We start from the raw sequence: 23909 nt of genomic DNA on the forward strand, positions 1-23909 counted from the left end.
ACCGCCCGCGCGCAATGATCGCGCGGGCAACCCCCTCCACGAGGAAGACCCGATGCGCAAGTTTCTCGTCGTGCTCGACGACACCCGCGAATGCCTGAACGCGATGCGCTATGCGGCGATGCGCGCGGCCCATACCGGCGGCGGCGTGACGATCCTGTCGGTGATCCCGCCGGAAGAATACCAACATTGGATCGGCGTCGCCGAGATCATGCGCCAGGAAGCCCGCGACCGGATCGAGGCGCATTTCGAGGTCTTCGCGAAATGGATGCGCGACCGGCAGGGCGTCGACCCCGAGCTTGTGATCCGCGAGGGCGAACCGGCAAACGAGATCCTCGACGTGATCCGCCAGGACCCGGAAATCGGCGTGCTCGTCCTCGGCGCGGGCACCGACAAATCCGGCCCCGGCCCGCTCGTCACCTCGATGAGCCGCAACTCGGGCTCGCTGCCCTGCCCGCTCACCATCGTGCCGGGCGACATGTCGAAGGAACGACTCGAAGAAATCACCTGAGTTTCTTCTTGGCAAAAATACGCAAAACTCCGGCGCCGGGGCCGCGGAGAGGCCGGAATTTTGCGTATTTGGACCAAGAAGAAACAGCCCTCTGCGCCGATCTGCCGCGGCGCGAAACTTGACGAAAACACTCGGCGCGCGCATATGTCCCTCAAGCCAAGGAGGCACGAGATGTTCATCCAGACCGAGACGACCCCGAACCCCGCGACGCTGAAATTCCTGCCCGGTCAGACCGTGCTGGAGACCGGCACCGCCGATTTCCCGAGCGCGGAGGCGGGCGCGAAATCGCCGCTCGCGCGGCGCATCTTCGCGGTGCCGGGCGTGACCGGCGTGTTCTTCGGCTCGGATTTCGTGACCGTGACGAAAGAGGCCGCGACCTCGTGGGATCATGCCAAACCCGCGATCCTCGGCGCGATCATGGAGCATTTCCAATCCGGCGCGCCGGTGATGGAGGGCGAGGGCCCGGCGGCGGGCGGCCATGCCGATCATGACGGCCCCGATGCCGCGATCGTGGCGCAGATCAAGGAGCTCCTCGACACCCGTGTGCGCCCGGCTGTGGCGCAGGACGGCGGCGATATCACCTTCCACGGCTTCGAGCGCGGCGTGGTTTACCTGCATATGCAGGGCGCCTGCGCGGGCTGCCCGTCCTCGACGCTGACGCTCAAGATGGGCATCGAGAACCTGCTGCGCCACTATATCCCCGAGGTCACCGAGGTCCGCCCCGTTGCCCAATAACGGCGCGCTCCTCGCCTTCGACACATCGGCCGCGCATTGCGCGGCCGCTTTGCTGCGCGCCGACGGGCGGGTCGTGGCCCGTGTCGAGGAGATGGCCAAGGGCCAGGCCGAGCGGCTGATCCCGCTGCTTGAGGAGCTTCTCGCCGCCGAGGGCCTCGGCTGGGCCGATCTCGCCGCGATCGGCGTCGGCATCGGGCCGGGGAATTTCACCGGGGTGCGGATCTCGGTCTCGGCCGCGCGCGGGCTTGCGCTCGCGCTCGGGGTGCCCGCGATCGGGGTGAGCGCGCTCGAGGCCGCGGCCGAGGGCGCGGCGCGGCCGGTCACTGCGGTGCTCGATGCGCGCCGCGACGAGGTTTACGCCCAGCGCTTCACCGACACCGGGGCCGAGGCGCCCGAGCTCATCGCCCGCGCGGCGCTGCCCGCCGGCCCGCAGGTCGAGGGCGCGGCGCCCGAGGCGCTGATTGCGGCGACCGCGCAGATCGCCGCGCGCCGGCTTGCCGCGGGCGCGCCGCTCGCGCGCCCCGCGCCGCTCTACCTGCGCGGCGCCGATGCCGCGCCGCCCTCCGATCCGCCGCCGGTGATCCTGCCGTGAGCGCCTCGGCCGCCGAGCTCGTCGCGCTGCATGGCGCCTGCTTCACCATGCCGCGACCCTGGGACGAGGCCGAATTCGCCGCGTTTCTCGCCTCGAAATTCTGCTTTCTCGAAACCACGGACGCGGGCGCGCTCACCGGCTTCGTGCTCGGCCGGGTGATCGCGGGCGAGGCCGAGCTGCTGACGATCTGCACCGCCCCCGCGGCGCGGCGCCAGGGCCTTGGCCGCGCGCTTCTGGCGCGCTTCGAGGCCGCCGCCCGCGCCCGCGGCGCCGAAACCGCCTTTCTCGAAGTGGCCGAGACCAACGCCCCGGCGCGCGCCGCCTATGCCGCGGCGGGCTGGGTCGAATCGGGGCGCCGGCGGGGCTATTACCAAGCGCCTTCGGGCGCGGCGGTCGATGCGCTCGTCCTGAGCCGCCAGATCGCACCGCCCAGCGTTTGACCAAGCGCTCAAATTCCGGCCAAGCCCCACGTCACCCGACAAAAAACGCGCTTGACCGGCCCGGCAATCGAGGCCCTAATCCTCGTGGTCCGCGGGCAAAACGCCCGCCAACGCGCCCCGTTGAGGCGCCTTATTCTGACCGGGAGTGACCCATGACGATGATGAAACAGTTTCTCGGCGCGGCAGCGGTTCTGGCGCTTGGCGCGGGCGCGGCGCTGGCCGACCCGGCGCTGATCTACGATCTCGGCGGCAAATTCGACAAGAGCTTCAACGAGGCGGCCTATGGCGGCGCGAAGAAATGGTCCGAGGAGACCGGCGCGACCTACAAGGAGCTCGAGATGCAATCCGAGGCCCAGCGCGAACAGGCGCTGCGCCGGCTGGCCGAGTCGGGCGCGAACCCGATCGTGATGACCGGCTTTGCCTTCGGTGACACGCTCAACACCGTCGCCCCCGATTACCCCGACACCAAATTCGTGATCATCGACATGGTCGTCGAACAGCCCAACGTCCGCTCGGTCGTGTTCACCGAGGAACAGGGCTCCTACCTCGTCGGCATGATGGCCGCGATGGCCTCGAAGAGCGATACGGTCGGCTTCATCGGCGGCATGGATATCCCGCTGATCCGCAAATTCGCCTGCGGCTATGCGCAGGGCGTGAAGGCCGCCAAGCCCGAGGCCAAGGTCGTGCAGAACATGACCGGCACCACCCCCGCCGCCTGGAACGACCCGGTCAAGGGCACCGAGCTCGCCAAGGCGCAGATCTCGCAGGGCGCCGATGTGATCTATGCCGCGGCGGGCGGCACCGGCATGGGCGTGCTTCAGGCCGCGGCGGATGAGAACATCCTCTCGATCGGCGTCGACAGTAACCAGAACTACCTGTTCCCCGGCAAGGTGCTGACCTCGATGGTCAAGCGCGTCGACAACGCGGTCTATGACGCGTTCAAGGCCGGCCCCGAGATCTCGACCGGGCTTGTCGTGATGGATCTGGCCTCCGAGGGCGTGGGCTACGCGATGGACGACAACAACGCCGCCCTCGTCACCCCCGAGATGAAGGCCGCCGTGGACGCCGCCGCCGAGAAGATCAAATCGGGCGAGATCACGGTCCATGACTACATGGCGGACAATACCTGCCCGGTGGAATGATGGGCTCTGACATGCAAACGGGGCGGCAGGAAACTGCCGCTCCGGCGATCGAGCTGAAGGGCATCTCGAAGGCCTTCGGCCCGGTGCAGGCCAACAAGGACATTTCGATCCGGGTGATGCCCGGCACGATCCACGGCATCATCGGCGAAAACGGCGCGGGCAAATCCACGCTGATGTCGATCCTCTACGGCTTTTACAAGGCCGATGCCGGCGAGATCGTGATCCACGGTCGCCCGACCCAGATCCCCGACAGCCAGGCCGCGATCCGCGCCGGGATCGGCATGGTCTTCCAGCATTTCAAGCTGGTCCCGAATTTCACCGTGCTCGAGAATGTCATTCTCGGCGCGGAAGAGGGCGCGCTCCTGCGCCCGTCGCTGGCCAAGGCGCGCAAGGCGCTGCGCCAGCTCGCCGAGGATTACGAGCTCGATGTCGACCCCGACGAGACGGTCGAGAACCTCTCCGTAGGCCACCAGCAGCGCGTCGAGATCCTGAAAGCGCTCTACCGTCAGGCCGATATCCTGATCCTCGACGAGCCCACCGGCGTGCTCACCCCCGCCGAGGCGGACCATCTGTTCCGGATCCTCGCGAACCTGCGCGCGCAGGGCAAGACGATCATCATGATCACCCATAAATTGCGCGAAATCATGGAGATAACCGATACCGTCTCGGTGATGCGGCGCGGCGAGATGACCGCGACGGTGAAAACCGCCGAGACCTCGCCCGAGGCGCTCGCGGAGCTCATGGTCGGGCGCAAGGTGCTCCTGCATGTGCCCAAATCCCCCGCCCGGCCGGGCGAGACCGTGCTCGAGATCGAGAACCTGCGGGTCATCGATGCCGACAAGGTCGCGCGGCTGAAGGGCATCTCGCTCCAGATCCGCGCGGGCGAGATCCTCGGTATCGCGGGCGTCGCCGGCAACGGCCAGTCGCAGCTCCTCGAGGTGCTCGGCGGCTATGCCCGCGCCACCGGCCGCGTCGCGATCCGCGGCGAGGAGATCGACCTGACCGGCCGCCATTCCGACGGCCAGAGCCGGCGCGCGCGCGGCATCGCCCATGTCCCCGAGGACCGCCACCACCACGGGCTGATCCTCGATTTCGCCGCCTGGGAGAACATGGTCTTCGGCTATCACACCCGCCCCGAATACCAGAAAAACCCGCTGATGATGGACAATGCCGGGATCGTCGCGATGACCGAGGGCGCGATGGAGCGCTTCGACGTGCGCCCGCCGATCCCCGACCTGCCGGCGAAGAGTTTCTCCGGCGGCAACCAGCAAAAGATCGTTCTGGCCCGCGAGATCGAGCGCAACCCGGTGCTCCTGCTCGTCGGCCAGCCGACCCGCGGAGTCGATATCGGCGCGATCGAATTCATCCACAAACGCATCATCGCGCTGCGCGACGCGGGCGCGGCGGTGCTGCTCGTCTCGGTGGAACTCGATGAGATCATGTCGCTTTCGGACCGCATCGCGGTGATGTTCGACGGCCAGATCATGGGCGAGCGCCTGCCCGCCGAGACCAATGAGCGCGAGCTCGGCCTGTTGATGGCCGGGGTCGCGGGGGAGGCCGCCTGATGGACAAACTGCCACGCTGGGCCGATCTCGTGCTCGTGCCGCTGATCTCGCTCGCGCTCGCCGCGGCGATCTCGGCGCTGGTCATCCTCGCGATCGGCGGCGACCCGGTCGAGGCCGTCACGATCATGGTCAATGGCGCGCTCGGCTCGCCCTATGGCTGGGGCTACACGCTCTATTACGCGACCTCGTTCATCTTCACCGGGCTCGGCGTCGCGGTGGCCTATCACGCGGGCCAGTTCAACATCGGCGGCGAGGGTCAGGCGCAGCTCGGCGGGCTCGGCGTCGCGCTGGTCTGCCTCGCGGCTCCCTGGCCGCATTGGTCGCTCGCGCTGCCGGCCGCGATCCTGGGCGCGGGGGTGTTCGGCGCGGCCTGGGCGGCGGTGCCGGCCTGGCTCGCGGCCAAACGCGGCAGCCATATCGTCATCACCACGATCATGTTCAACTATATCGCGGCGGCGCTGATCGTTTACCTCCTCGTCGAGGTGCTGCGCCCGGCCGGCCAGATGGACCCGGCCACCGCCCGATTCCCCGCGGGCGCAAGCCTGCCGACCTTTGGCGAGATCCCCGGCCTCTCGGCGATCTTCTCCAAGAACGTGCCCGCGAATGTGACCTTCTTCGTCGCGGTCTTCGCCTGCTGGGCGGTGTGGCTGCTCCTGTGGCGCTCGCGGCTCGGCTATGAGATCCGGGCGTTCGGCAAATCCGAGCCCGCGGCGCGCTATGCGGGCATTTCGCCGACGAAAATGATCATGGTCTCGATGCTGATCTCGGGCGGGCTGTCGGGCATGATGGCGATCAACAACGTCATGGGCGAGGCCGAGCGGCTGTTGCAGAACTCCGCCGAGGGCGCGGGGTTCATCGGCATCGCGGTGGCGCTGATGGGGCGCAACCATCCGGTCGGCATCTTCCTCGCGGCGATCCTGTTCGGCTTTCTCTATCAGGGCGGCGCCGAGCTCGGCCTCTGGACGACGATCCCGATCGAGCTGCGGCTGCTTCTGCAGGGCCTCGTGATCCTGTTCACGGGCGCGCTCGACACGATGGTGCGGATGATGCTCGCCCCCTTCTTCCGCGTGCGGAGGGCCGCCTGATGGATTACGCAACGCTTCTGCAAATCCTTGATTCGACGCTGCGGCTCGGCACGCCCTTGCTGCTCGCCTGTCTCGCGGGGCTCTATTCCGAGCGCTCGGGCATCTTCGACATCGGGCTCGAGGGCAAGATGCTGATGGCGGGCATGGCCTCGGGGGCGGTAGCGGCGCTCTCGGGCTCGGTCTGGGCCGGGCTTCTGGCCGGCATCGGCGCCTCGATGGCGCTCGCGCTGATCCATGGCCTCGCCTCGATCACCTTCCGCGGCAACCAGCTCATCTCCGGCGTCGCGCTCAATTTCGTGGCCTCGGGCGCGACCGTGCTGATCGCGCAATCGCTCTTCCAGCAAGGCGGGCGCACCCCTTCGCTCACCGGCGCGGCGCGGTTCAACCCGATCGAGCTGCCTTTCGCCGAGACGCTGCGCGCGATCCCCGGCCTTGGCCCCTTCTACGCCGAGGTGCTCTCGGGCCATTCCGCGCTCGTCTATGTCGCGCTGGCGGCGGTGCCGGGGACCTGGTGGCTGCTCTATCGCACGCGCTTCGGGCTGCGGCTGCGCGCGGTCGGCGAGAACCCGGAATCGGTCGATACCGCGGGGGTTTCGGTGCTCCGGCTGCGCTATACGGCGGTTTTGATCACCGGCGTGCTCTGCGGCCTTGCGGGCGCCTATATGGCCACCGGCCTGCAGGCGGGCTTTGGCCGCGAGATGACCGCCGGGCGCGGCTATATCGCGCTCGCGGCGCTGATTTTCGCGAAATGGCGGCCCTGGTCGGCGCTCTGGGCGACGATGCTCTTCGGCTTCCTGCAGGCGCTGGCGCTGCGCCCCGATGTGCTCGAGCGCACCGTCGGCTTCCCGGTGCCGGTCTCGGCGCTCGATGCGCTGCCCTATATCCTCACCGTGATCGTTCTGGCGGGCTTTGTCGGCCGCGCGATCCCCCCCCGTGCCGGAGGCCAACCCTATGTCAAAGAGCGCTGAACTCGCCCGCCTCGTGCAGGCGCGCGCCGGCGCCGAGCCGCCGCGGCTCGGGCTGATCCTCGGCTCCGGCCTCGGCCATCTGGCCGAGGAGGTCGCGGGCACCGCGATCCCCTATGAGGACCTTCCGGGCTTTCCGCAGGCGGGCGTCTCGGGCCATAACCCGAAACTCGTGATCGGCGATCTGGAGGGGGTGCGCGTCGCGGTCTTCGGCGGGCGCGCGCATTATTACGAGCACGGCAACCCCGCCGAGATGCGCCTGCCGCTCGAGCTTCTCAAGGCGCTCGGCTGCGAGAGCCTGCTCCTGACCAATGCCGCGGGCTCGCTGCGCGACGATCTCCCGCCGGGCGGGCTGATGCTGCTCAACGACCATATCGCCTTCGCCGGCACGAACCCGCTGATCGGCGAGCCCTCGGACGCGCGCTTCGTGCCGATGACCGAGGCCCATGACCCCGCGATGCGCGCGGGCCTCGCCGCCGCCGCTGCGGCCGAGGGCGTCGAGCTGCCCGAGGGGGTTTATTGCTGGTTCTCCGGCCCCTCCTTCGAGACGCCCGCCGAGATCCGCGCCGCGCGCGTCCTTGGCGCCGATGCGGTGGGCATGTCGACGGTGCCCGAGGTGATCCTCGCGCGGTTTCTCGGGCTGCGGGTGGCGGCCGTTTCGGTGATCACCAACATGGGCGCGGGCCTCTCCTCCGAGGCGATCAGCCATGAGCACACCAAGGCGATGGCGCCTCTGGGCGCGGCCAAGCTCGAGCGCGTGCTGCGACGATATCTGCGCGCCCTGTGACCCCGGGGCGAGACGGGGTTTGACAGCCGCCCCCATGCGGGCAACACTGGTCCCAAGTCGCGAGCCGGACCCGCCATGCAGATCTACCTCCCCATCGCCGAGGTCTCGGTCAATGCCTTTCTCCTGCTCGGGCTTGGGGGGGTCGTGGGGCTGCTCTCGGGGCTCTTCGGGGTGGGCGGCGGCTTTCTGATCACGCCGCTACTGTTCTTCATCGGCATCCCGCCGACCGTCGCGGTCGCCACCGGCGCCAATCAGGTCGTCGCCTCCTCGGTCTCGGGCGTGCTCGCGCAGTTCAAGCGCAAGGCGGTCGATGTGCCGATGGGGATCGTGCTGCAGATCGGCGGGCTTCTCGGCTCGACCGCGGGGATCTGGGTCTTCAACCTGCTCACCCGCATGGGCCAGATCGACCTCGTGGTGCAGCTCTCCTATGTCGTCTTCCTCGGCGCGATCGGGCTCTTGATGCTGCAAGAGGCGCTGCGCACCATCCGCCGCCAGCGCCGCGGCACCCAAAAGCGCGTCAAACGCCATCAGCACAACTGGGTCCACAAGCTGCCGCTGAAGATGAAATTCCGCGCCTCGGGGCTCTATATCTCGGTGATCCCGCCGATCATGGTGGGCTTTGCGGTCGGCGTTCTGGCCGCGATCATGGGGGTGGGCGGCGGCTTCATCATGGTGCCCGCGATGATCTATCTGCTTGGCATGCCGACGAAAGTCGTGATCGGCACCTCGCTGTTCCAGATCATCTTCGTCTCCGCCTTCACCACGATGATGCATGCGATCACCAACCAGTCGGTCGATGTGATGCTGGCGCTCCTGCTGATCCTCGGCGGCGTCGTCGGCGCGCAATTCGGCACAAGGCTCGGCGCGCGGCTCAAGGCCGAACAGCTGCGCGTGCTGCTCGCGCTCCTCGTCATCGCGGTGGCGGTGAAACTCGGGCTCGACCTGCTCCTGCGCCCCGCCGATCTCTTCTCGCTCACCATCCCGCGGGGCAAACCATGATCCGTCTCGCGCTGCTCGCCCTCACCCTGCTCGCCGCCCTGCCCGCCCGCGCCGAGGATATCGTCGCCGGGCTCAGCCACGACAATATCGGCATCACCGCCTCCTTCAACGGCTCCGAGATCCTGATCTATGGCGCGGTGAAACGCGCCGAGCCCGAGCCCGAGGGGCCCCCGCTCGGCGTCATCGTCACCCTCGAGGGCCCCGATGGCCCGGTCACGATCCGGCGCAAATCGCGCGAATTCGGGGTCTGGGTGAACACCGATTCCGTGGGCGTGGCCTCGGCGCCGAGCTATTACGCGGTGGCGACCTCGGCGCCGCTCGCCGAGATCCTCGCCCCCGAGACCGATGTGATCCAGCGCATCTCGGTGCCGCTCGCGCTGCGCGCCTTCGCCGGGCCGATCGAGGTCACCGACGCGCGCCCCTTCACCGCCGCGCTGATGCGCATCCGCACCGAGGACGGGCTCTACCGGGTCGATGAAGGCGCGGTGCGGCTGGTCGAGAACACCCTCTTCCGCGCCGATTTCCACCTGCCCGCGAACCTGATCGAGGGCGATTACACGACGCGGATCTTCCTCACCCGCGGCGGCGCGGTCGTCGATCAATATCGCACCGCGATCTATGTGCGCCGCGTCGGGCTGGAGCGCTGGCTCTATATCCTCTCGCGCCAACATGCCGCGATCTACGGCGCGCTCTCGCTCGCGCTCGCGGTCTTTGCCGGCTGGGCGGCGGCCGAGGCCTTCCGCCTGCTGCGCAACTGAGCCGCGCTACTCCTCCTCGCGCTCGAGCCGCAGCGCCGCCGCCCCCGACGGCAGATCCTCGATCCCGAGCGGCGCCGAGGGCCGCGCAAGCCGCGCCCGTGTCACCCACAACAGCCGATGCTCGGCCCGGGTGATCGCCACATAGGCGAGGCGCTTCCACAGCGGGATCCCCGCTTCCGTCCGCCCCGCGCGATGGGCGGCATAGATATCGGGCGCGAACACCTGCACCGCGGGCCATTGGCTGCCCTGCGCCTTGTGGATCGTCACCGCCGCGCCATGCAGAAACGCCGCCCCCATCCGTGCCGCATAGGGGATGAAGGGCTCCTCCTCATCGGGCATCTCGATCTTGATGATCGAGGCCGCCGAGAGCCGCGGATCCTCGGCGCCGAGCACATGCAGCCGCGAGAAGCCGGGCTTCTTGCCGGGGCCGAGATAGACCACCTGCGCGCCCTTGATCAGCCCCCGCGCCTCCAGATCGATCCGCTTCTTGCGGTGCTTGAGCGGCAGCTCGATCCCGTCGCAGATCAGCGGCTCGCCCGGCAAAAGCGCATCCGCCGGCGCATTATGGGCCGCGCGAAAGGCCGAGATCAGCCGGATCCGCGTCGCATTGCGCCACACCAGCACCGGCGAGCGCGCCATCAGATCGCTCTCCACCCGCTCGGCCCAGACCACCCGCTCATCGCGGCGCGAAATCTCCTCGATCATCCGCTCGAACGCCTCGAAGCCGAGGCTCTCATCGGCCAGCGCATGGGCCAGATCGAGGATCGGGTTGTCCTGGGTCTGACGGTGGATCCGGTGCAGGATATGCTTGTCCGCCTCCGGCAGACGCTCGAAACACATCTCGCCCGATTGGTTCACCGGCGCGAGCTGCGCGGGGTCGCCAAAGAGCACCAGCGTCGGGAAAATCTCGCGCAGGTCGTCGAACTGACGCTCATCGAGCATCGAGGCCTCATCGACGAAACCGATATCGAGCCCCTCCTCGCGCCGCTTCCAGCCCTGGATGAAATCCGACCCCCGCAGCCCCGCCGCCGCCAAAGCGCCCGGCACCGACTTATGCAGATCGTAAAACGCCTTGGCCCGGTCGAGCGCCTCCTCGGTCAGCCCATCGAGACGCAAGAGCTCAAGGTTCGGCCGCTCGCCCTGCCCCGCCAGCCACTCGGCGATGCGCTCATATTCGGGGTCATAGACGGGGGTATAGAGGATCCGGTGGATCGTCGTCGCCGGCACCCCGCGCGAGCGCAACACACTCGCCGCCTTGTTCGTCGGCGCGAGAATCGCCAGCGTGCGCCGCTCGCGCCGGCGCTTGCCCTCGAAATCGCCCGAGACGATCTCGACCCCGGCCTCCTCGAGCGCCTTGTAAAGCTGCGCGAGCAACATCGTCTTGCCCGAACCCGCCTTGCCGATCACCGAAAGCACCCGCGCCCCGTCGCCCTCGGGCTCGAGATGGCCGCCGACGATATCGACGCCCGCCGCCTCGAGAGCCGCGGCCACAGCATCCCAGGCCTCGGCCTGATCGTCGGAAAATATCAAAGCAGGGGTCGTCATGGCGCGACCTTACAGGGGCTCGCCCGCATCCGAAAGGCACGAAATCGGAGAGGGCGGATGCCTCCGGCGGGGATATTTATCAGCAAGATGAAAGGCCGCCCCTTCATCTTGCCAAAAATATCCCGGGGGTCCGGGGGCAGCGCCCCCGGCGCGCGCGCCTCAGGCCGCGGCCGGCGTCGGCGCGGCGAGGGCGACGATGTCGAACATGATCCGGTTGAGCTCGAAATCCTTCGGCGTATAGACCCGCGCGACGCCATAGCCGATGAGCCGCGCCGCATCCTCATCGGGGATGATCCCGCCGACGACCACCGGCACATCGCCCAGCCCCGCCGCGCGCATCCGCTCCATCAGCTCCTCGATCAGCGGCAGATGCGAGCCCGACAGGATCGACAGCCCCACCACATGCGCGCCCTCCTCGAGCGCCTTGGCGACGATCTCCTCGGGCGTCAGGCGGATGCCGTCATAGGTGATATCCATGCCGCAATCGCGGGCGCGATAGGCGATCTGTTCGGCGCCGTTCGAATGGCCGTCGAGCCCCGGCTTGCCGACCAGGAACTTCAGCCGCCGGCCGAGCCGCGCCGAAGCCTCGTCCACCGCCGCGCGGATCTCGTCGAGGCCGCGGGTGTTGTTCGACGGCGCTTTCGAGACGCCGGTCGGGCCGCGATACTGGCCATGCACCGCGCGCATCACGCCCGCCCATTCGCCGGTGGTGGCGCCGGCCTTCGCGGCCTTGATCGAGGCGGGCATCACGTTTTGCCCCGCCGCCGCGGCGGCCTTCAGCTCGGCGAGCGCGGCCTGCACCGCGGCCTCGTCGCGCCCCGCGCGCCAGGCTTCGAGCCGCGCGATCTGATCCTTCTCGACCGCCGGGTCGACGACCATGATCCCGCCATCGCCCGCGGTCAGCGGCGAAGGCTCGCCCTGTTGCCAGCGGTTCACGCCCACAACGATCGTCTCTTCGCTCTCGATCCGGCCGATGCGCTCGGCATTGGCCTCGACCAGCCGGCCCTTCATGTAATCGATCGCGGCAATCGCACCGCCCATCGCGTCGATCTGCGCAAGCTCGGCGCGCGCGCCCGCCTTCAGATCCTCGACCTTGGCGGTCACCGCCGGGTTGCCCTCGAAGAGATCGCCATATTCCAGAAGGTCGGTCTCATAGGCCATGATCTGCTGCATCCGCAGCGACCATTGCTGATCCCAGGGCCGCGGCAGGCCCAGCGCCTCGTTCCACGCCGGCAGCTGCACCGCCCGCGCGCGCGCGTTTTTCGACAGCGTCACCGCCAGCATCTCGATCAGGATCCGGTAGACGTTGTTCTCCGGCTGCTGCTCGGTCAGGCCGAGCGAGTTGACCTGCACGCCATAGCGGAAGCGGCGGTATTTCTCTTCCTCGATCCCGTAGCGCTCGCGGCAGATCTCGTCCCAGAGCTCGGTGAAGGCGCGCATCTTGCACATCTCGGTCACGAAGCGGATCCCGGCGTTCACGAAGAACGAGATCCGCCCGACCATCTCGGGGAAGCCCTCGGCCGGCACCTTGACCTTGAGGTCATCGAGCACCGCGATCCCCGTCGCGAGCGCGAAGGCGAGCTCCTGCTCGGGCGTCGCGCCGGCTTCCTGCAGGTGATAGGAACAGACGTTCATCGGGTTCCATTTCGGCAGGTGCTCGCGGGTATAGGCGGCGACATCGGTGATCATCGCGAGCGAGGGCTTCGGCGGGCAGATATAGGTGCCGCGCGAGAGATATTCCTTCACCAGATCGTTCTGCACCGTGCCTTGCAGCTTCGAGACATCCGCGCCCTGCTCCTCGGCCACCGCGATATAGAGCGCGAGAAGCCACGGCGCGGTCGCGTTGATCGTCATCGAGGTGTTCATCTGCTCGAGCGGGATCTCATGGAAGAGCGCGCGCATGTCGCCCAAGTGGCACACCGGCACGCCGACCTTGCCGACCTCGCCGCGCGAGAGCACATGATCGCTGTCATAGCCCGTCTGGGTCGGCAGATCGAAGGCGACCGAGAGGCCCGTCTGCCCCTTGGCGAGGTTCATCCGGTAGAGCGCGTTCGACTTTTCGGCGGTCGAATGGCCCGCATAGGTGCGGAACAGCCAGGGCTTGTCCTTGGCGGGTCTGGTGGTCTCGGTCATGGCGGCCTCCGGGGAAAGTCGAATCCTTTTTCCGCAACAAAGTTGCGATTCAATCCCTGATAAGCGAAAGAATGTGTCCCTGTCAATTCGCCGCGCTGCGGCATTGCGCAAAGCGCGGCGATCGGTCGGGCTTTCCGAAACGCCCGCCGCGCGCGAGGCGAATTTCCTTGTTCGCGATCACAGAAATGTCATTGTAGCGCGGGCGATCGACAGTCCTTCGCTCTGACCTTTTGGAGACTCGCAAGATGCGTTCCCTGAACACCCTCAAGGCCGCTGTGGTCGGCCTTGGCCTGCTGGGGCTCGCCAGCCCCGCCCTCGCGCTTGACCGCCGGGTCACGATCGAGAACGAAACCGGCTTCACGATCGTCGAGTTCTACGGCTCGAACTCCGGCGAGCAAGACTGGCAAGAAGACATCCTGGGCGAAGACATGCTGCCCTCCGGCCAGAGCGTCGTGATCGATTTCGACGATGCCACCGGCTATTGCATGTTCGATTTCAAGGCCGTCTTCGACGATGGCGAGGAACTGGTGCGCGAGGGCGTCAACATCTGCGAAGTCGCGACCTTCACCTATCGCTGAGGCGCGCCCCGGGCGTCATGCGGCCGCGCAGCATTGCGCGGCCGTTTTTTTGGCCCCGACGCAACGGCGGGGTCATAAAGTTTCAAAATCACAATCTCAGGCATTGCATTGTTGCGCACGCAAGATTATTTCAACGGACATACCCGCCCCGATTCTGCGGCGCGGCGACGCTAACAGGAGATGCTCATGGCCCTCGACGTGAACACCAATATCGCGCCCTACGCAGCGCCCGAGAAAGACCTCTACGAAATCGGCGAGATGCCGCCGCTCGGCTATGTGCCGAAAAACATGTATGCCTGGGCGATCCGCCGCGAGCGTCATGGCGAGCCCGAGCAGAGCTTCCAGGTGGAAGTGGTGCCGACCTGGGAAATCGACAGCCATGAAGTGCTGGTGCTCGTGATGGCCGCGGGCGTGAACTACAACGGCATCTGGGCCGGCCTCGGCGTGCCGATCTCGCCCTTCGACGGCCACAAGCAGCCCTACCACATCGCCGGCTCCGACGCCTCGGGCATCGTGTGGAAGGTGGGCGACAAGGTCACCCGCTGGAAAGTGGGCGACGAGGTGGTGATCCACTGCAACCAGGACGACGGCGACGACGAAGAATGCAACGGCGGCGATCCGATGTTCTCGCCCAGCCAGCGGATCTGGGGCTACGAGACCCATGACGGCTCGTTCGCGCAATTCACCCGCGTGCAGGCCCAACAGCTCATGCCGCGCCCCAAGCACCTGACCTGGGAAGAGGCCGCCTGCTACACGCTGACGCTCGCGACCGCCTACCGGATGCTCTTCGGCCATGAGCCCCATGACCTCAAACCCGGCCAGAACGTGCTCGTCTGGGGCGCCTCGGGCGGCCTTGGCTCCTTCGCGATCCAGCTGATCAACGCGGCCGGCGCCAACGCCATCGGCGTGATCTCCGATGAGGACAAGCGCGAGTTCGTCATGGGCCTGGGCGCCAAGGGCGTGATCAACCGCAAGGATTTCAAATGCTGGGGGCAGCTGCCGAAGGTCAACTCGCCCGAGTATAACGACTGGCTCAAAGAGGCGCGCAAGTTCGGCAAGGCGATCTGGGAGATCACCGGCAAGGGCGTGAACGTCGACATGGTCTTCGAACACCCCGGCGAAGCGACCTTCCCGGTCAGCTCGCTGGTGGTGAAAAAGGGCGGCATGGTGGTGATCTGCGCCGGCACCTCGGGCTTCAACTGCACCTTCGACGTGCGCTACATGTGGATGCACCAAAAGCGCCTGCAGGGCTCGCACTTCGCCCATCTCAAACAGGCCTCGGCCGCCAACAAGCTGATGATCGAGCGCCGCATCGATCCGTGCATGTCGGAGGTCTTCCCCTGGGATCAGATCCCGCAGGCCCATACCAAGATGCTGCGCAATGAGCACAAGCCGGGCAACATGGCCGTGCTCGTGCAGGCGCCCCGCACCGGGCTGCGCACCTTCGAGGATGCGCTGGAAGCTGGCCCCAAGGCGTAATCGCCTGGCTTTCCGCGCTGACCCGCGCCCCCACCGGGGCGCGGGTTCTTGTCGTGAAAGATACACCTGAAAGCAATGTTAGCGTTGACAGGCCCCCCGGGTCGGTCGCACTCTTTCCAGACGCCGGTTTTGGCGTGACCTGGAGTTTTCAGACGTGGCTCCCCATCTTGTTTTCGGGCGGCGCGAGATTTCTGTATTTTTTCGCGCCGTGATTGTTCGCACGGGCCCTTGGTATCGGCCCCTCCCTGCCCGCCCCCGCCCCGGGGCTTGCCGCCATGTGCTCTGAGCGCCTGCCCCGCCCGCGAGACGGAGCCGCGCTCGGCAAAGATCAGAGCGACATGCGCGCCTATAACGAAAAGCTGGTGCTGAGCCTGCTGCGCCAGGTCGGCCCGATCCCGCGCAGCCAGATCGCCCGCGCCACCGGCCTCTCGCCGCAAAGCTGTTCGGTGATCATGCGCGCGCTGGAGACCGCGGGCCTCGTGCGCCGCGGCGCGCCGCAACGCGGGCGCATCGGCCAGCCCTCGGTGCCGATGATGCTGGCCGAGGATGGCGCGTTCTCGCTCGGCCTGCAGATCCGCCGCGACAGCGCCGAGATGGTGCTGATGGATTTTCTCGGCACGATCCGCGCCAGCCGCAGCTGCGCCTATCGCGCGCCCCATCCCGACACGATCGTGAGCTTTGCCCGCACGGCGCTGGACGAACTGGCCCAGACGCTGCCCGAAACGCTGCGCGTGCGGCTGCGCGGGCTTGGCGTGGCGCTGCCCGATCAGCCCTGGCTCTGGGCCACTGAACCCGCGGCGCGAACGGCGTGGCAACGCTTTGATCTGGCGGAGGAATTGCGCGAGCTGACCGATCTGCCGATCTATGCCGAGCAGGATATCGTCGCCGCCTGCCGCGCGGAAATGGCGCTTGGCAGCGCGATCGGGGCGGCCGATCTGCTCTATATCGAGATCCGCGAGACGATCCGCGGCGCGGTGGTGCAGGCCGGCAAGCCGCTACAGGGCGGGCGGGTGCATCGCCCGCTCGGCCGGATCGAGGTCTGCGCGCCCGCGGGCGGCTCTGTGGCGCTTGACGGCTGCGCCTCGCTCGGGCGGCTGGCCGAGCTGATGGCGGCGCAGGGCGCGCTGCCCGAGGCGCTGCGCGGCATGCCCTCCGGCTGGCCCGAGCTGCCCGAGGCCGAGACCCGCTGGCGCGCGGAGGCGGCGCCGGCCCTCGCGCAGGTGATCTGCAGCGCCGATGCGCTGCTTTCGCTCAGCCATGTGGTGATCGCTGTCTGCCGCCCGCCCGCAGCGCGCGCCGCGCTGGTGCAGGCGGTGGCGGCCCATCTCGAGGCGGACGAGGCGAACCTCGCGGGGCTGCCCGCGCTCCATGCCGCGACGCTCGGCCCCCAGACGGCGGCGCTCGGCGCGGCGATCTTGCCGCTCGCGGCGCAGTTTCTCGTGCAACTCCCGGCGCGGCGCTGAGCGCGCGGCCGGGCGGGAAGCCGATCTTGCCCGCCGCAAGTAGCCCATTACGGCCGCGGTTGCGCGCTTTTATCGCGGGGGAGGCGGTTGAAACCGGCCGGCGGCGCGCCTAGGTCGGCCTTGAAGCGGCGCGCACCCCGCGCCCTTCCCCAATGGAGATTGGATGTCAGAGCTTGTGTGAAAAGGCTCTCTGAACTTCAGAGAGCCGGCGATCGAGAAACCGCCGGGCGCCACTGCGCCTGCGTGAATTTTCACGTCCATCACAGAGACTTCCATGAATATCTCGAAAAACGAACAACGTGCGTTGCACGTTCTGGCTCTGGGCGGCCGGATCCTCCATGAGCGGGAGACCGGCCCGAAAGTCACCGCCGCGCTCTGCGTCACCCGCGAGGGGATGATTCTCGCCGATTTCGACCTGAACGTCTTCGCCCGATTGCGGCGCAAACGGCTGATCGAATCGCGCGCCGGCAGCCCCTATCGCATCTCGCGCAAGGGGCGCCTCTCGGTGCGCGCGCAGCTTGACAACCAGGGGGGCTGACATGCGGATCCGAACCGAACGCGCGGGGGATTTCGCGCAGATCCGAACGGTGGTGACCGAGGCGATGCGGCTTTTGCCGCAGGCCTCTGGCACCGAGGCCGAGATCATCGAGCGGTTGCGCGCCGAGGGTGCGCTCCGCCTCGGGCTGGTGGCCGAGGAGGCGGGCGCGGTGGTGGGCTATCTCGCCGCCTCCGAGGCGCGAATCGGCGCCGAGAGCGGCTGGGGGCTGATCGGGCCGCTCGCCGTCACCCCGGCCCGGCACCGGCAGGGGATCGGCCGGGCGCTGATGCGCGCCGCACTCGCCCGGCTGCGCAGGCGCTGCAAGGGCGCGGTGCTGGTCGGCGACCCGGGCTATTATGCGCGCTTCGGCTTTCGCGCCGGGGCCGGGCTGACGGTGGGCGCCTGCCCGCCGCGGTTCATCCTGGCCCTGCCCTTTGGCGCGGAACCGCCCGCGGGCGAGGTCTACCACCCGCCGGCCTTCGGGCTGCGGCAGGAGGGCTGAGCGAGGCGAAACCCTCGGTCCGGGCGGCGGAAACGGCGCCCGGATCCCGCGCGCGCAAACGCCACCCCAGGCGCCCGGAGGGCGACATCAAGGCGGTTCATGATGTTGGGAAGAAATGGCGGACCCGGAGCGATTCGAACGCCCGACCCTCAGATTCGTAGTCTGATGCTCTATCCAGCTGAGCTACGGGTCCGCTGTGAGGGCGGGATTTAGCCCCTGCTTCGGGGGTATGCAAGGGCTAAATTCCGGCTTTTTCGATTTTCTTTCGCCCGGCGCGCGCGGCGCCTTGTTTCATTCGGCTTTCGGCACGAGCGCGGTCGCCAAAATCCCGCGCAGCACGCCGCCGTCGCCCTGCGCGGCCGATTTCACCGTCTGATCGAGCGCCAGATCGCCGTAGCCCGCGGCCTTCAGCTCGGCCTGCAGCGCCTCGGGCGCCTTGCCGGCGAGGTCGGCCAGCACATCGATGCGCGCATTGCCGAGCGAGCGGATCACCACCTCCGGCCCGAGCCCCGCGCCCTCGACGACACCCGGGATCAGGTTCGGCACGAAGGTCAGCCCCGCAACGATCACCCCCGCCGCCATGATCGCATTGGCCAGCGGCCGACGGAAATAGGTGGTGAAGGCGCGCCAGTTGAGCAGCAGATGCGCGAGCGCGCCCGCGACCATCACCAGCCCCGCCCATTCATGGACGGTCTTCATGGTCGCGGTATCGAGGTGGAAGAACATCAAGACGCCCGTGAGCGCCATGATCGCGAAAGCGCCGATAACGAGCGGCGTGGCCCAAGCCCGGAGAGACATGATGAAATCCTCTGCATCATCTTCTGCAGATGAAACGCACGAGGCTCACGTTTCCGTCAGCCCGCCGGCGCGGGCTCGGGCGAAAATTCATGCGGCAGGTGGAGCTTGAACTCGGTGCCGGTCTCGTCGGTGCGCACGAGCTCAAGCCGCCCGCCATGGCCGCGCACGAGCTCGGCCGAGATCGCAAGGCCAAGCCCGGTGCCGCCCTTCTTCACGCCGCCCGCGAAGGGCTGGAAGAGATGTTCGCGCGCCCGCATCGGCAGGCCCGGGCCGGTATCTTGCACCCGGATCCACCAGCCCTCCGGCTCCTCGCCCGCGCCGATCTCGATCGTGCCGGGCTTGGCGGTGGCCTCGATCGCCTGACGCGCGTTGCGCACGAGGTTCGAGATCACCCGGTAGAGCTGTTCGTGATCGGCGCGGATCTCGAGCGCGGGCGGCACATCGGTGACGAAATCGATCTGCGCGGCCTCGGCGGGGGGCTGCTCGCCCTCGACGACCTCGGTGACGAGCGCGGCCAGCGCAAAGCGCGAGAGCGTCGGCGGCGGCTCCTCGGCGCGGCCAAAGGCGAGCGTGGTCTCGCACAGATTGACCGCCCGGCCGATCGAATTCATCAGCTTCGGCGCCGCACGCTGCACCGCCGGATCTTGCGAATCCTCCATCCGGTCGGCGAAAAGCTGCGCCGTGGTGAGAATATTGCGCAGATCGTGGCTGATCTTGGCGACCGCCTGACCGAGCTGCGCCAGACGCTCCTTTTGCTTGAGCGCGGCGGTGAGTTGGCGTTGCATCGAGGCCAGCGCCTCCTCGGCCACGCGCAGCTCCTCGATCCGGGCCTCGGGCGCGATGATCCGCCGCGCATCCTCGGGCGCCTCGGCATAGGCCGACATATGCGCCACCACCCGCTTGATCGGCACCACCATCAGCCGCCGCACGAGGAAGAACAGCAACAGCGCCGTGATCACCGAAACCGCCGCCGAGAGCGCGAGCAGCCGCAGCCCGTATTCGATCATCTCGATCCGCATCGGCCCGGTCTGCATGGTGACCTCGATGACGAGCCCGCCCTTCTGCACCGGATCGCCGATCACCCGGATCACATGATTCTCCGGGTCGATCAGCAGCGCCAGCGCATCGCGCACCAGGACCCAGGGCGGCGTCTCGCGCAGATCATAGCTCGCCGCGATCTGGCTCGGGATCGGCGAGGAGAGCACGAGCTGACGCACCGCATCGCGCCGCAGCACGACGTTATAGACGCCAGCATTGGCCAGAAGCTCGGTCTCGAGATCGGGTTCGATCATCTGATCGGTGGTCAAAAGCGCGAGCGAGGCGATCTGCGCGCGCTCGAGCCGGGTCTGGAGATAAGATTCGCGGAAATTCGCCAGCCCCGGCAGAAGGATCAAAACCTCGGCCAGCACGACGAAAATCGTCGTGAGAATCAGAAACCGGCCCGAAAGAGTGTTGATCGCCATCCTACCTATCGCGGGCCTTTCCCCGCTGTCCGCCGAACTGCGGCTTTTACAAGTGATACCAAACGCTTCGCGCAATAAATAGGGGCCCTATCGGCTGCGCGGAAGCCCGCCGATGCAGAGAAAACGCCGCAGGCCCGCCCCGCCGTCGCTTTCGGGCGAAAAATCTGCGCGCGAGCGTTGACTTGTGATCCGCCCCCGCGTATAGCCCGGGCCTCGAATATGAGCGGCTGTCGTCTCCTCGTGAGCGTGCAGCCCTACCGTAGACAGAACCCGGAGTAACCGCGATGAAACGCACTTTCCAGCCGTCGAACCTCGTTCGCGCACGTCGTCACGGCTTCCGCGCCCGCATGGCCACCAAAGGCGGCCGCCGTGTGCTGAACGCCCGCCGCGCCAAGGGCCGCAAGGTTCTGTCGGCGTAAGGCCGGGAAAGCCAGGCAAGCGATGACGCCGCCGGAGGCTCCCGCGACTGGCCAGATCGGCCGGGAAGCGGAGTGCCCACCGGCGGTTTTGTCATGTCCTGAGGTCGCACAGCGACTGGAAACCCTGTGCAAGCGCGCGGATTTTCTGCGCGCGGCCAGTGCCTTGCGCGCCGGCACGCCGGGGTTTTTGCTGCAAGCCCGCGCCCGCGCGCCCGAAGAGGCCGCGGGCCTCGCGCGGGTCGGTTTCACCTGCTCGAAAAAGCTCGGCAATGCGGTGGCGCGCAACCGCGCCAAGCGCCGCCTGCGTGAGATCGCGCGGCTCGTGCTCACCGGCCGCGCCCGGGCGGGCTGGGATTATGTGCTCGTCGGCCGCCCCGAGGCGACGGCGAGCCGCGATTTCGCGGCGCTCCTGAAGGATATCGAGCGCGCGCTCGAGGAGATCCACTCCCCCCGCGCCCGCGAATCGCGCCCCCGCCCCGCCCCGCAAAAGGGCCGCCGGAGAGGCAAGGGATGAGCCCGCTCGCCTTTCTCGTCTCGCTGCCGGTGCGCGGCTATCGGCTGCTCTTGAGCCCCTGGGTCGGCCATGGCTGCCGCTATCAGCCGACCTGCTCGGCTTATGCGCTCGAGGCGCTGGAGCGTCACGGCGCGCTGAAGGGCTCTTATCTCGCGACGAAACGGGTGCTCTCGTGCCATCCGCTCGGCGGCCATGGCTACGACCCGGTGCCCGGCGCCGACCCGGAGTTCGACGCGCAAAAACGACAGGAGAAGAGCGATGCTTGACGAGGACGACGCCCCGATCCACCCGCTGTTCGCCCAGGCGCCGAGCTCGACCGAGTTCAAGAAACTGCGCAAGCGCATCGTGCGAGAAACCCGCGATGCGATTGAAAAATATGGCATGATCGAACGCGGGGCGCGCTGGCTCGTGTGCCTCTCGGGCGGCAAGGACAGCTATACGCTGCTGGCGATCTTGCATGAGCTGAAATGGCGCGGGCTCCTGCCTGTGGACCTGCTCGCCTGCAACCTCGATCAGGGCCAGCCGGGCTTTCCCTCGACGGTGCTGCCGAAATTCCTCGAAGACATGGGCGTGCCGCACCGCATCGAATATCAGGACACCTATTCGATCGTCGTCGACAAGATCCCGCAGGGGCGGACCTATTGCTCGCTCTGTTCGCGCCTGCGCCGCGGCAACCTTTACCGAATCGCCCGCGAGGAGGGCTGCTCGGCGGTCGTGCTCGGCCATCACCGCGACGACATCCTCGAAACCTTCTTCATGAACCTCTTCCACGGCGGGCGGCTGGCCACGATGCCGCCGAAACTGCTCAACGAGGAGGGCGATCTCTTCGTCTATCGCCCGCTCGCCTTCGTGGCCGAGGCCGATTGCGAGAAGTTCGCGAAATCAATGAATTACCCGATCATCCCCTGTGATCTGTGCGGCTCGCAGGACGGCTTGCAGCGCCAGCAGGTCAAGCAGATCCTCGACGGATGGGAGCGCAACAGCCCCGGCCGTCGGCAGGTGATGTTCCGCGCGCTGATGAACGTGCGGCCCTCGCATCTGGCCGATCCCTCGATCTTCGATTTCGCCGGGCTGATGCGCGGCGAAAGTGCAAAAATCGAGGATTTTAACCAAACCGTGCCCAGATTCGGCCATACCGATTAACGGTTCGCTGACCAAACGCGCCTAATTTGGCCCTGTCCGGGGGCTCGGCCTCCGCTGCTGCGACAGAGGTTTGATATGGTGCGTTTCGGGGGAGCAAGAATTTCGGGCACGGTGGGAGAGATCCTGCTCCGCCGCGAGCTGGCCGTCTTTGTTCCGGCGATTGTCCTGGCGGGCTATTGGTTCGGCCTCGAGGCGCTGATTCTCGTCGCGGGCACCGCGCTCGCGGTCGCCTGGGCGACCCGGCCGATGCACGCGCGCACCGCCGAGGCCGAAGCCGCACTGTCGCGCGAGGATGGCGGGCGGCCCCTGCGCGAAGAGGCCGCGGAGATTCTCGGCTGGTATGTCGAGCGCGCCCATACGGCCGGGCGCAGCACCACCTGCCTCGTCATCGGCATCGATGAGGAGGAGGTGATGATCCGCCACATGACCCGTCAGGAATTCGACGAGGTGATCCGGCGCACCTCGGAGCGGTTGCGCGGCGCGCTGCGCGAAAACGATCGCGTCCTGCGCCTCGAAGGCGCCCGTTTCGCGATCGTTCTGTGCCCGACCGCCCATGCCGACCTCGAAAGCATGATCCAGCTCGCCGCGCGCCTGCAGGTCGCCTGCGAGGCGCCGCTGTCGATCTCGGCGCGCACCGTGGCGGCGACCGTGCATATCGGCTTTTGCCTGCTCAACCGCAGCCCCGACCAGACCGGCACCGCGCTGCTCGAGGCCGCCGAAACCGCCGCCGACGAGGCGCGCCGCAACGGGCCGAGCGCGATCCGCGCCTATTCGACCGAGCTGCACAACAGCGTCAAGATTCGCTCCGCGCTCGCCTCCGAGGTCGCCGAAGCGCTGGAAGGCGGACAGATCATCGCATTTTTCCAACCGCAGCTGAGCACCGACACCGGCCAGATCTCCGGGATGCAGGCCGTGCCGCGCTGGATGCACCGCGACCGCGGCGTGCTGACCGAGGCCCATATCCTGCCCGCGATCGATGCGGTCGGGCTGCGCCAACGCCTCGCCGAGGTGATGCTCTTCCAAAGTTTCAACGCGCTGCGCGAATGGGCGCGCCAGGGGCAGAACTTCGGGGCCATCTCGCTGCCCGTCTCGCCCGAGCTGATGGCCAACCCGAAACTCGCCGAACGGCTGAAATGGGAATTCGACCGTTTCGAGCTGCCCCCGAACATGATCCGCCTCGTCTTGCAACAAGGGGTGGTCGCCAACCTCAATGAGGATGTCATCACCCACAACCTCGCCGCTTGCGCCAAACTGGGCTGCGAGATCGAACTTGCGGGTTTCGGCGCCGGGCCGATCTCCGTCGGCGCGATCCGCCGCTCCTCCGCCAAGCGTCTGCGGATCCACCGCAGCTTCGTCAAGAAAGTCGACCGCGACCCCGAACAACAGCAACTCGTCGCCGCCATGATCTCGATGGCCGAGGGGCTCGGCCTGTCGACGATCGCCGAAGGCGTCGGCAGCCTCGGCGAACATGCGATGCTTTCGCAACTCGGCTGCAATCACGTCCAGGGGCGAGCGATCGCCGCGCCGATGCCGCTCGATGAAACACAGCAATGGGCGGAGCACCATCGCTCGAAGCTCGACGCGACGCCGCAGATCGTGCGCCGTCGAGGACCGTGAGGCCCACGAATCTCGGAATTCATGGGGCCGCCGGGGAGAATTTTCGCTCCCGGCGGCCATTCTCATGCCGTCGCAGCGCTTTTACAGGAAAATCTCTTGACCTTTCGCCCCCCCTTCTGTTGAACCACCCCCAACCAAGGA

At 67.6% G+C, this 23909-nt stretch carries 25 protein-coding genes and 1 tRNA gene; 21 read left to right on the plus strand and 5 right to left on the minus strand.

Annotated elements, in window-relative coordinates:
• Positions 1-52: 52 nt before the first annotated feature.
• From LPB142_RS14535 to LPB142_RS14585, 11 genes are all read left to right on the plus strand, one after another.
• On the plus strand, positions 53-508 hold the full coding sequence (locus LPB142_RS14535) for a universal stress protein (protein WP_068765536.1): 456 nt from the start codon (positions 53-55) through the stop codon (positions 506-508).
• A 171-nt stretch (positions 509-679) separates the two neighbouring features.
• The gene (locus LPB142_RS14540) at positions 680-1243 is read left to right on the plus strand and encodes a NifU family protein (RefSeq protein WP_068765396.1); all 564 of its coding nucleotides are present in this window, start codon (positions 680-682) and stop codon (positions 1241-1243) included.
• The gene (gene tsaB, locus LPB142_RS14545; protein WP_071166794.1) at positions 1233-1835 is read left to right on the plus strand and encodes a tRNA (adenosine(37)-N6)-threonylcarbamoyltransferase complex dimerization subunit type 1 TsaB; all 603 of its coding nucleotides are present in this window, start codon (positions 1233-1235) and stop codon (positions 1833-1835) included. Before LPB142_RS14540 ends, tsaB begins: the two co-directional genes overlap by 11 nt.
• Entirely contained in the window at positions 1832-2275 is a 444-nt protein-coding gene (locus LPB142_RS14550; RefSeq protein WP_071166795.1) for a GNAT family N-acetyltransferase, read from the plus strand. The genes tsaB and LPB142_RS14550 overlap by 4 nt, the downstream gene beginning before the upstream one ends.
• Before the next feature lie 152 nt (positions 2276-2427).
• A complete protein-coding gene (locus LPB142_RS14555) occupies positions 2428-3417 on the plus strand; it encodes a BMP family lipoprotein (protein WP_071166796.1) in 990 nt (329 codons plus the stop codon).
• The gene (locus LPB142_RS14560; protein ID WP_071166797.1) at positions 3417-4982 is read left to right on the plus strand and encodes an ABC transporter ATP-binding protein; all 1566 of its coding nucleotides are present in this window, start codon (positions 3417-3419) and stop codon (positions 4980-4982) included. Before LPB142_RS14555 ends, LPB142_RS14560 begins: the two co-directional genes overlap by 1 nt.
• On the plus strand, positions 4982-6067 hold the full coding sequence (locus LPB142_RS14565; RefSeq protein ID WP_071166798.1) for an ABC transporter permease: 1086 nt from the start codon (positions 4982-4984) through the stop codon (positions 6065-6067). The genes LPB142_RS14560 and LPB142_RS14565 overlap by 1 nt, the downstream gene beginning before the upstream one ends.
• Positions 6067-7035 (plus strand): ABC transporter permease, encoded by a 969-nt coding sequence (locus tag LPB142_RS14570; RefSeq protein ID WP_071166799.1) that lies wholly within the window; start codon positions 6067-6069, stop codon positions 7033-7035. Before LPB142_RS14565 ends, LPB142_RS14570 begins: the two co-directional genes overlap by 1 nt.
• Complete coding sequence (locus tag LPB142_RS14575) at positions 7019-7819, plus strand: purine-nucleoside phosphorylase (RefSeq protein WP_071166800.1); 801 nt, start codon at positions 7019-7021, stop codon at positions 7817-7819. The genes LPB142_RS14570 and LPB142_RS14575 overlap by 17 nt, the downstream gene beginning before the upstream one ends.
• Positions 7820-7894: 75 nt before the next feature.
• Positions 7895-8818, plus strand: coding sequence for a sulfite exporter TauE/SafE family protein (locus LPB142_RS14580; protein ID WP_068765404.1), 924 nt, complete (start codon positions 7895-7897; stop codon positions 8816-8818).
• Positions 8815-9576, plus strand: coding sequence for a TIGR02186 family protein (locus tag LPB142_RS14585; RefSeq protein WP_068765405.1), 762 nt, complete (start codon positions 8815-8817; stop codon positions 9574-9576). The genes LPB142_RS14580 and LPB142_RS14585 overlap by 4 nt, the downstream gene beginning before the upstream one ends.
• A gap of 6 nt (positions 9577-9582) precedes the next feature.
• Here the strand turns inward: LPB142_RS14585 and LPB142_RS14590 are convergent, their stop codons facing one another.
• Positions 9583-11121, minus strand: coding sequence for an ATP-dependent DNA helicase (locus LPB142_RS14590; protein ID WP_071166801.1), 1539 nt, complete (start codon positions 11119-11121; stop codon positions 9583-9585).
• A 159-nt stretch (positions 11122-11280) separates the two neighbouring features.
• Positions 11281-13254, minus strand: coding sequence for a protein meaA (locus LPB142_RS14595; RefSeq protein WP_071166802.1), 1974 nt, complete (start codon positions 13252-13254; stop codon positions 11281-11283).
• A 245-nt stretch (positions 13255-13499) separates the two neighbouring features.
• Here LPB142_RS14595 and LPB142_RS14600 point away from each other — a divergent pair, with 245 nt between their 5' ends.
• The 5 genes from LPB142_RS14600 to LPB142_RS14620 all read left to right on the plus strand — a co-directional run bounded on the left by LPB142_RS14600 (position 13500) and on the right by LPB142_RS14620 (position 17814).
• Positions 13500-13832: a hypothetical protein gene (locus LPB142_RS14600; RefSeq protein ID WP_071166803.1), complete on the plus strand. Its 333-nt coding sequence runs from the start codon at positions 13500-13502 to the stop codon at positions 13830-13832.
• Between the two features lie 186 nt (positions 13833-14018).
• Positions 14019-15311: a crotonyl-CoA carboxylase/reductase gene (gene ccrA / locus LPB142_RS14605; protein ID WP_071167269.1), complete on the plus strand. Its 1293-nt coding sequence runs from the start codon at positions 14019-14021 to the stop codon at positions 15309-15311.
• A gap of 338 nt (positions 15312-15649) precedes the next feature.
• Entirely contained in the window at positions 15650-16774 is a 1125-nt protein-coding gene (locus LPB142_RS14610; protein ID WP_198037839.1) for an ROK family transcriptional regulator, read from the plus strand.
• A gap of 274 nt (positions 16775-17048) precedes the next feature.
• Complete coding sequence (locus tag LPB142_RS14615; protein WP_071166805.1) at positions 17049-17312, plus strand: YjhX family toxin; 264 nt, start codon at positions 17049-17051, stop codon at positions 17310-17312.
• 1 nt (position 17313) lies between these two features.
• Positions 17314-17814, plus strand: coding sequence for a GNAT family N-acetyltransferase (locus LPB142_RS14620; protein WP_071166806.1), 501 nt, complete (start codon positions 17314-17316; stop codon positions 17812-17814).
• A 116-nt stretch (positions 17815-17930) separates the two neighbouring features.
• Here LPB142_RS14620 and LPB142_RS14625 read toward each other — a convergent pair.
• The 3 genes from LPB142_RS14625 to LPB142_RS14635 all read right to left on the minus strand — a co-directional run bounded on the left by LPB142_RS14625 (position 17931) and on the right by LPB142_RS14635 (position 20075).
• Positions 17931-18007 (minus strand) — tRNA-Arg (locus LPB142_RS14625).
• A gap of 98 nt (positions 18008-18105) precedes the next feature.
• Positions 18106-18612, minus strand: a complete 507-nt coding sequence (locus LPB142_RS14630; protein ID WP_068765412.1) for a DUF4405 domain-containing protein — start codon at positions 18610-18612, stop codon at positions 18106-18108.
• Positions 18613-18668: 56 nt separating this feature from the next.
• Positions 18669-20075: a sensor histidine kinase gene (locus tag LPB142_RS14635; RefSeq protein ID WP_071166807.1), complete on the minus strand. Its 1407-nt coding sequence runs from the start codon at positions 20073-20075 to the stop codon at positions 18669-18671.
• 284 nt (positions 20076-20359) lie between these two features.
• Here LPB142_RS14635 and rpmH point away from each other — a divergent pair, with 284 nt between their 5' ends.
• The 5 genes from rpmH (at position 20360) to LPB142_RS14655 (ending at position 23768) form a co-directional block, all read left to right on the plus strand.
• On the plus strand, positions 20360-20494 hold the full coding sequence (gene rpmH / locus LPB142_RS18520) for a 50S ribosomal protein L34 (protein ID WP_073061402.1): 135 nt from the start codon (positions 20360-20362) through the stop codon (positions 20492-20494).
• Between the two features lie 22 nt (positions 20495-20516).
• Positions 20517-21008 carry a ribonuclease P protein component gene (rnpA, locus tag LPB142_RS14640; protein WP_071166808.1) on the plus strand — a complete coding sequence of 164 codons (492 nt, stop codon included), beginning with the start codon at positions 20517-20519 and terminating at the stop codon, positions 21006-21008.
• Positions 21005-21274 carry a membrane protein insertion efficiency factor YidD gene (gene yidD / locus LPB142_RS14645; protein WP_071166809.1) on the plus strand — a complete coding sequence of 90 codons (270 nt, stop codon included), beginning with the start codon at positions 21005-21007 and terminating at the stop codon, positions 21272-21274. The genes rnpA and yidD overlap by 4 nt, the downstream gene beginning before the upstream one ends.
• On the plus strand, positions 21267-22151 hold the full coding sequence (gene ttcA / locus LPB142_RS14650; protein ID WP_068765416.1) for a tRNA 2-thiocytidine(32) synthetase TtcA: 885 nt from the start codon (positions 21267-21269) through the stop codon (positions 22149-22151). Before yidD ends, ttcA begins: the two co-directional genes overlap by 8 nt.
• 75 nt (positions 22152-22226) lie before the next feature.
• Complete coding sequence (locus tag LPB142_RS14655; protein WP_071166810.1) at positions 22227-23768, plus strand: bifunctional diguanylate cyclase/phosphodiesterase; 1542 nt, start codon at positions 22227-22229, stop codon at positions 23766-23768.
• Positions 23769-23909 lie beyond the last annotated feature (141 nt).

Source organism: Rhodobacter xanthinilyticus, assembly GCF_001856665.1.
Lineage (GTDB): Bacteria > Pseudomonadota > Alphaproteobacteria > Rhodobacterales > Rhodobacteraceae > Rhodobacter > Rhodobacter xanthinilyticus.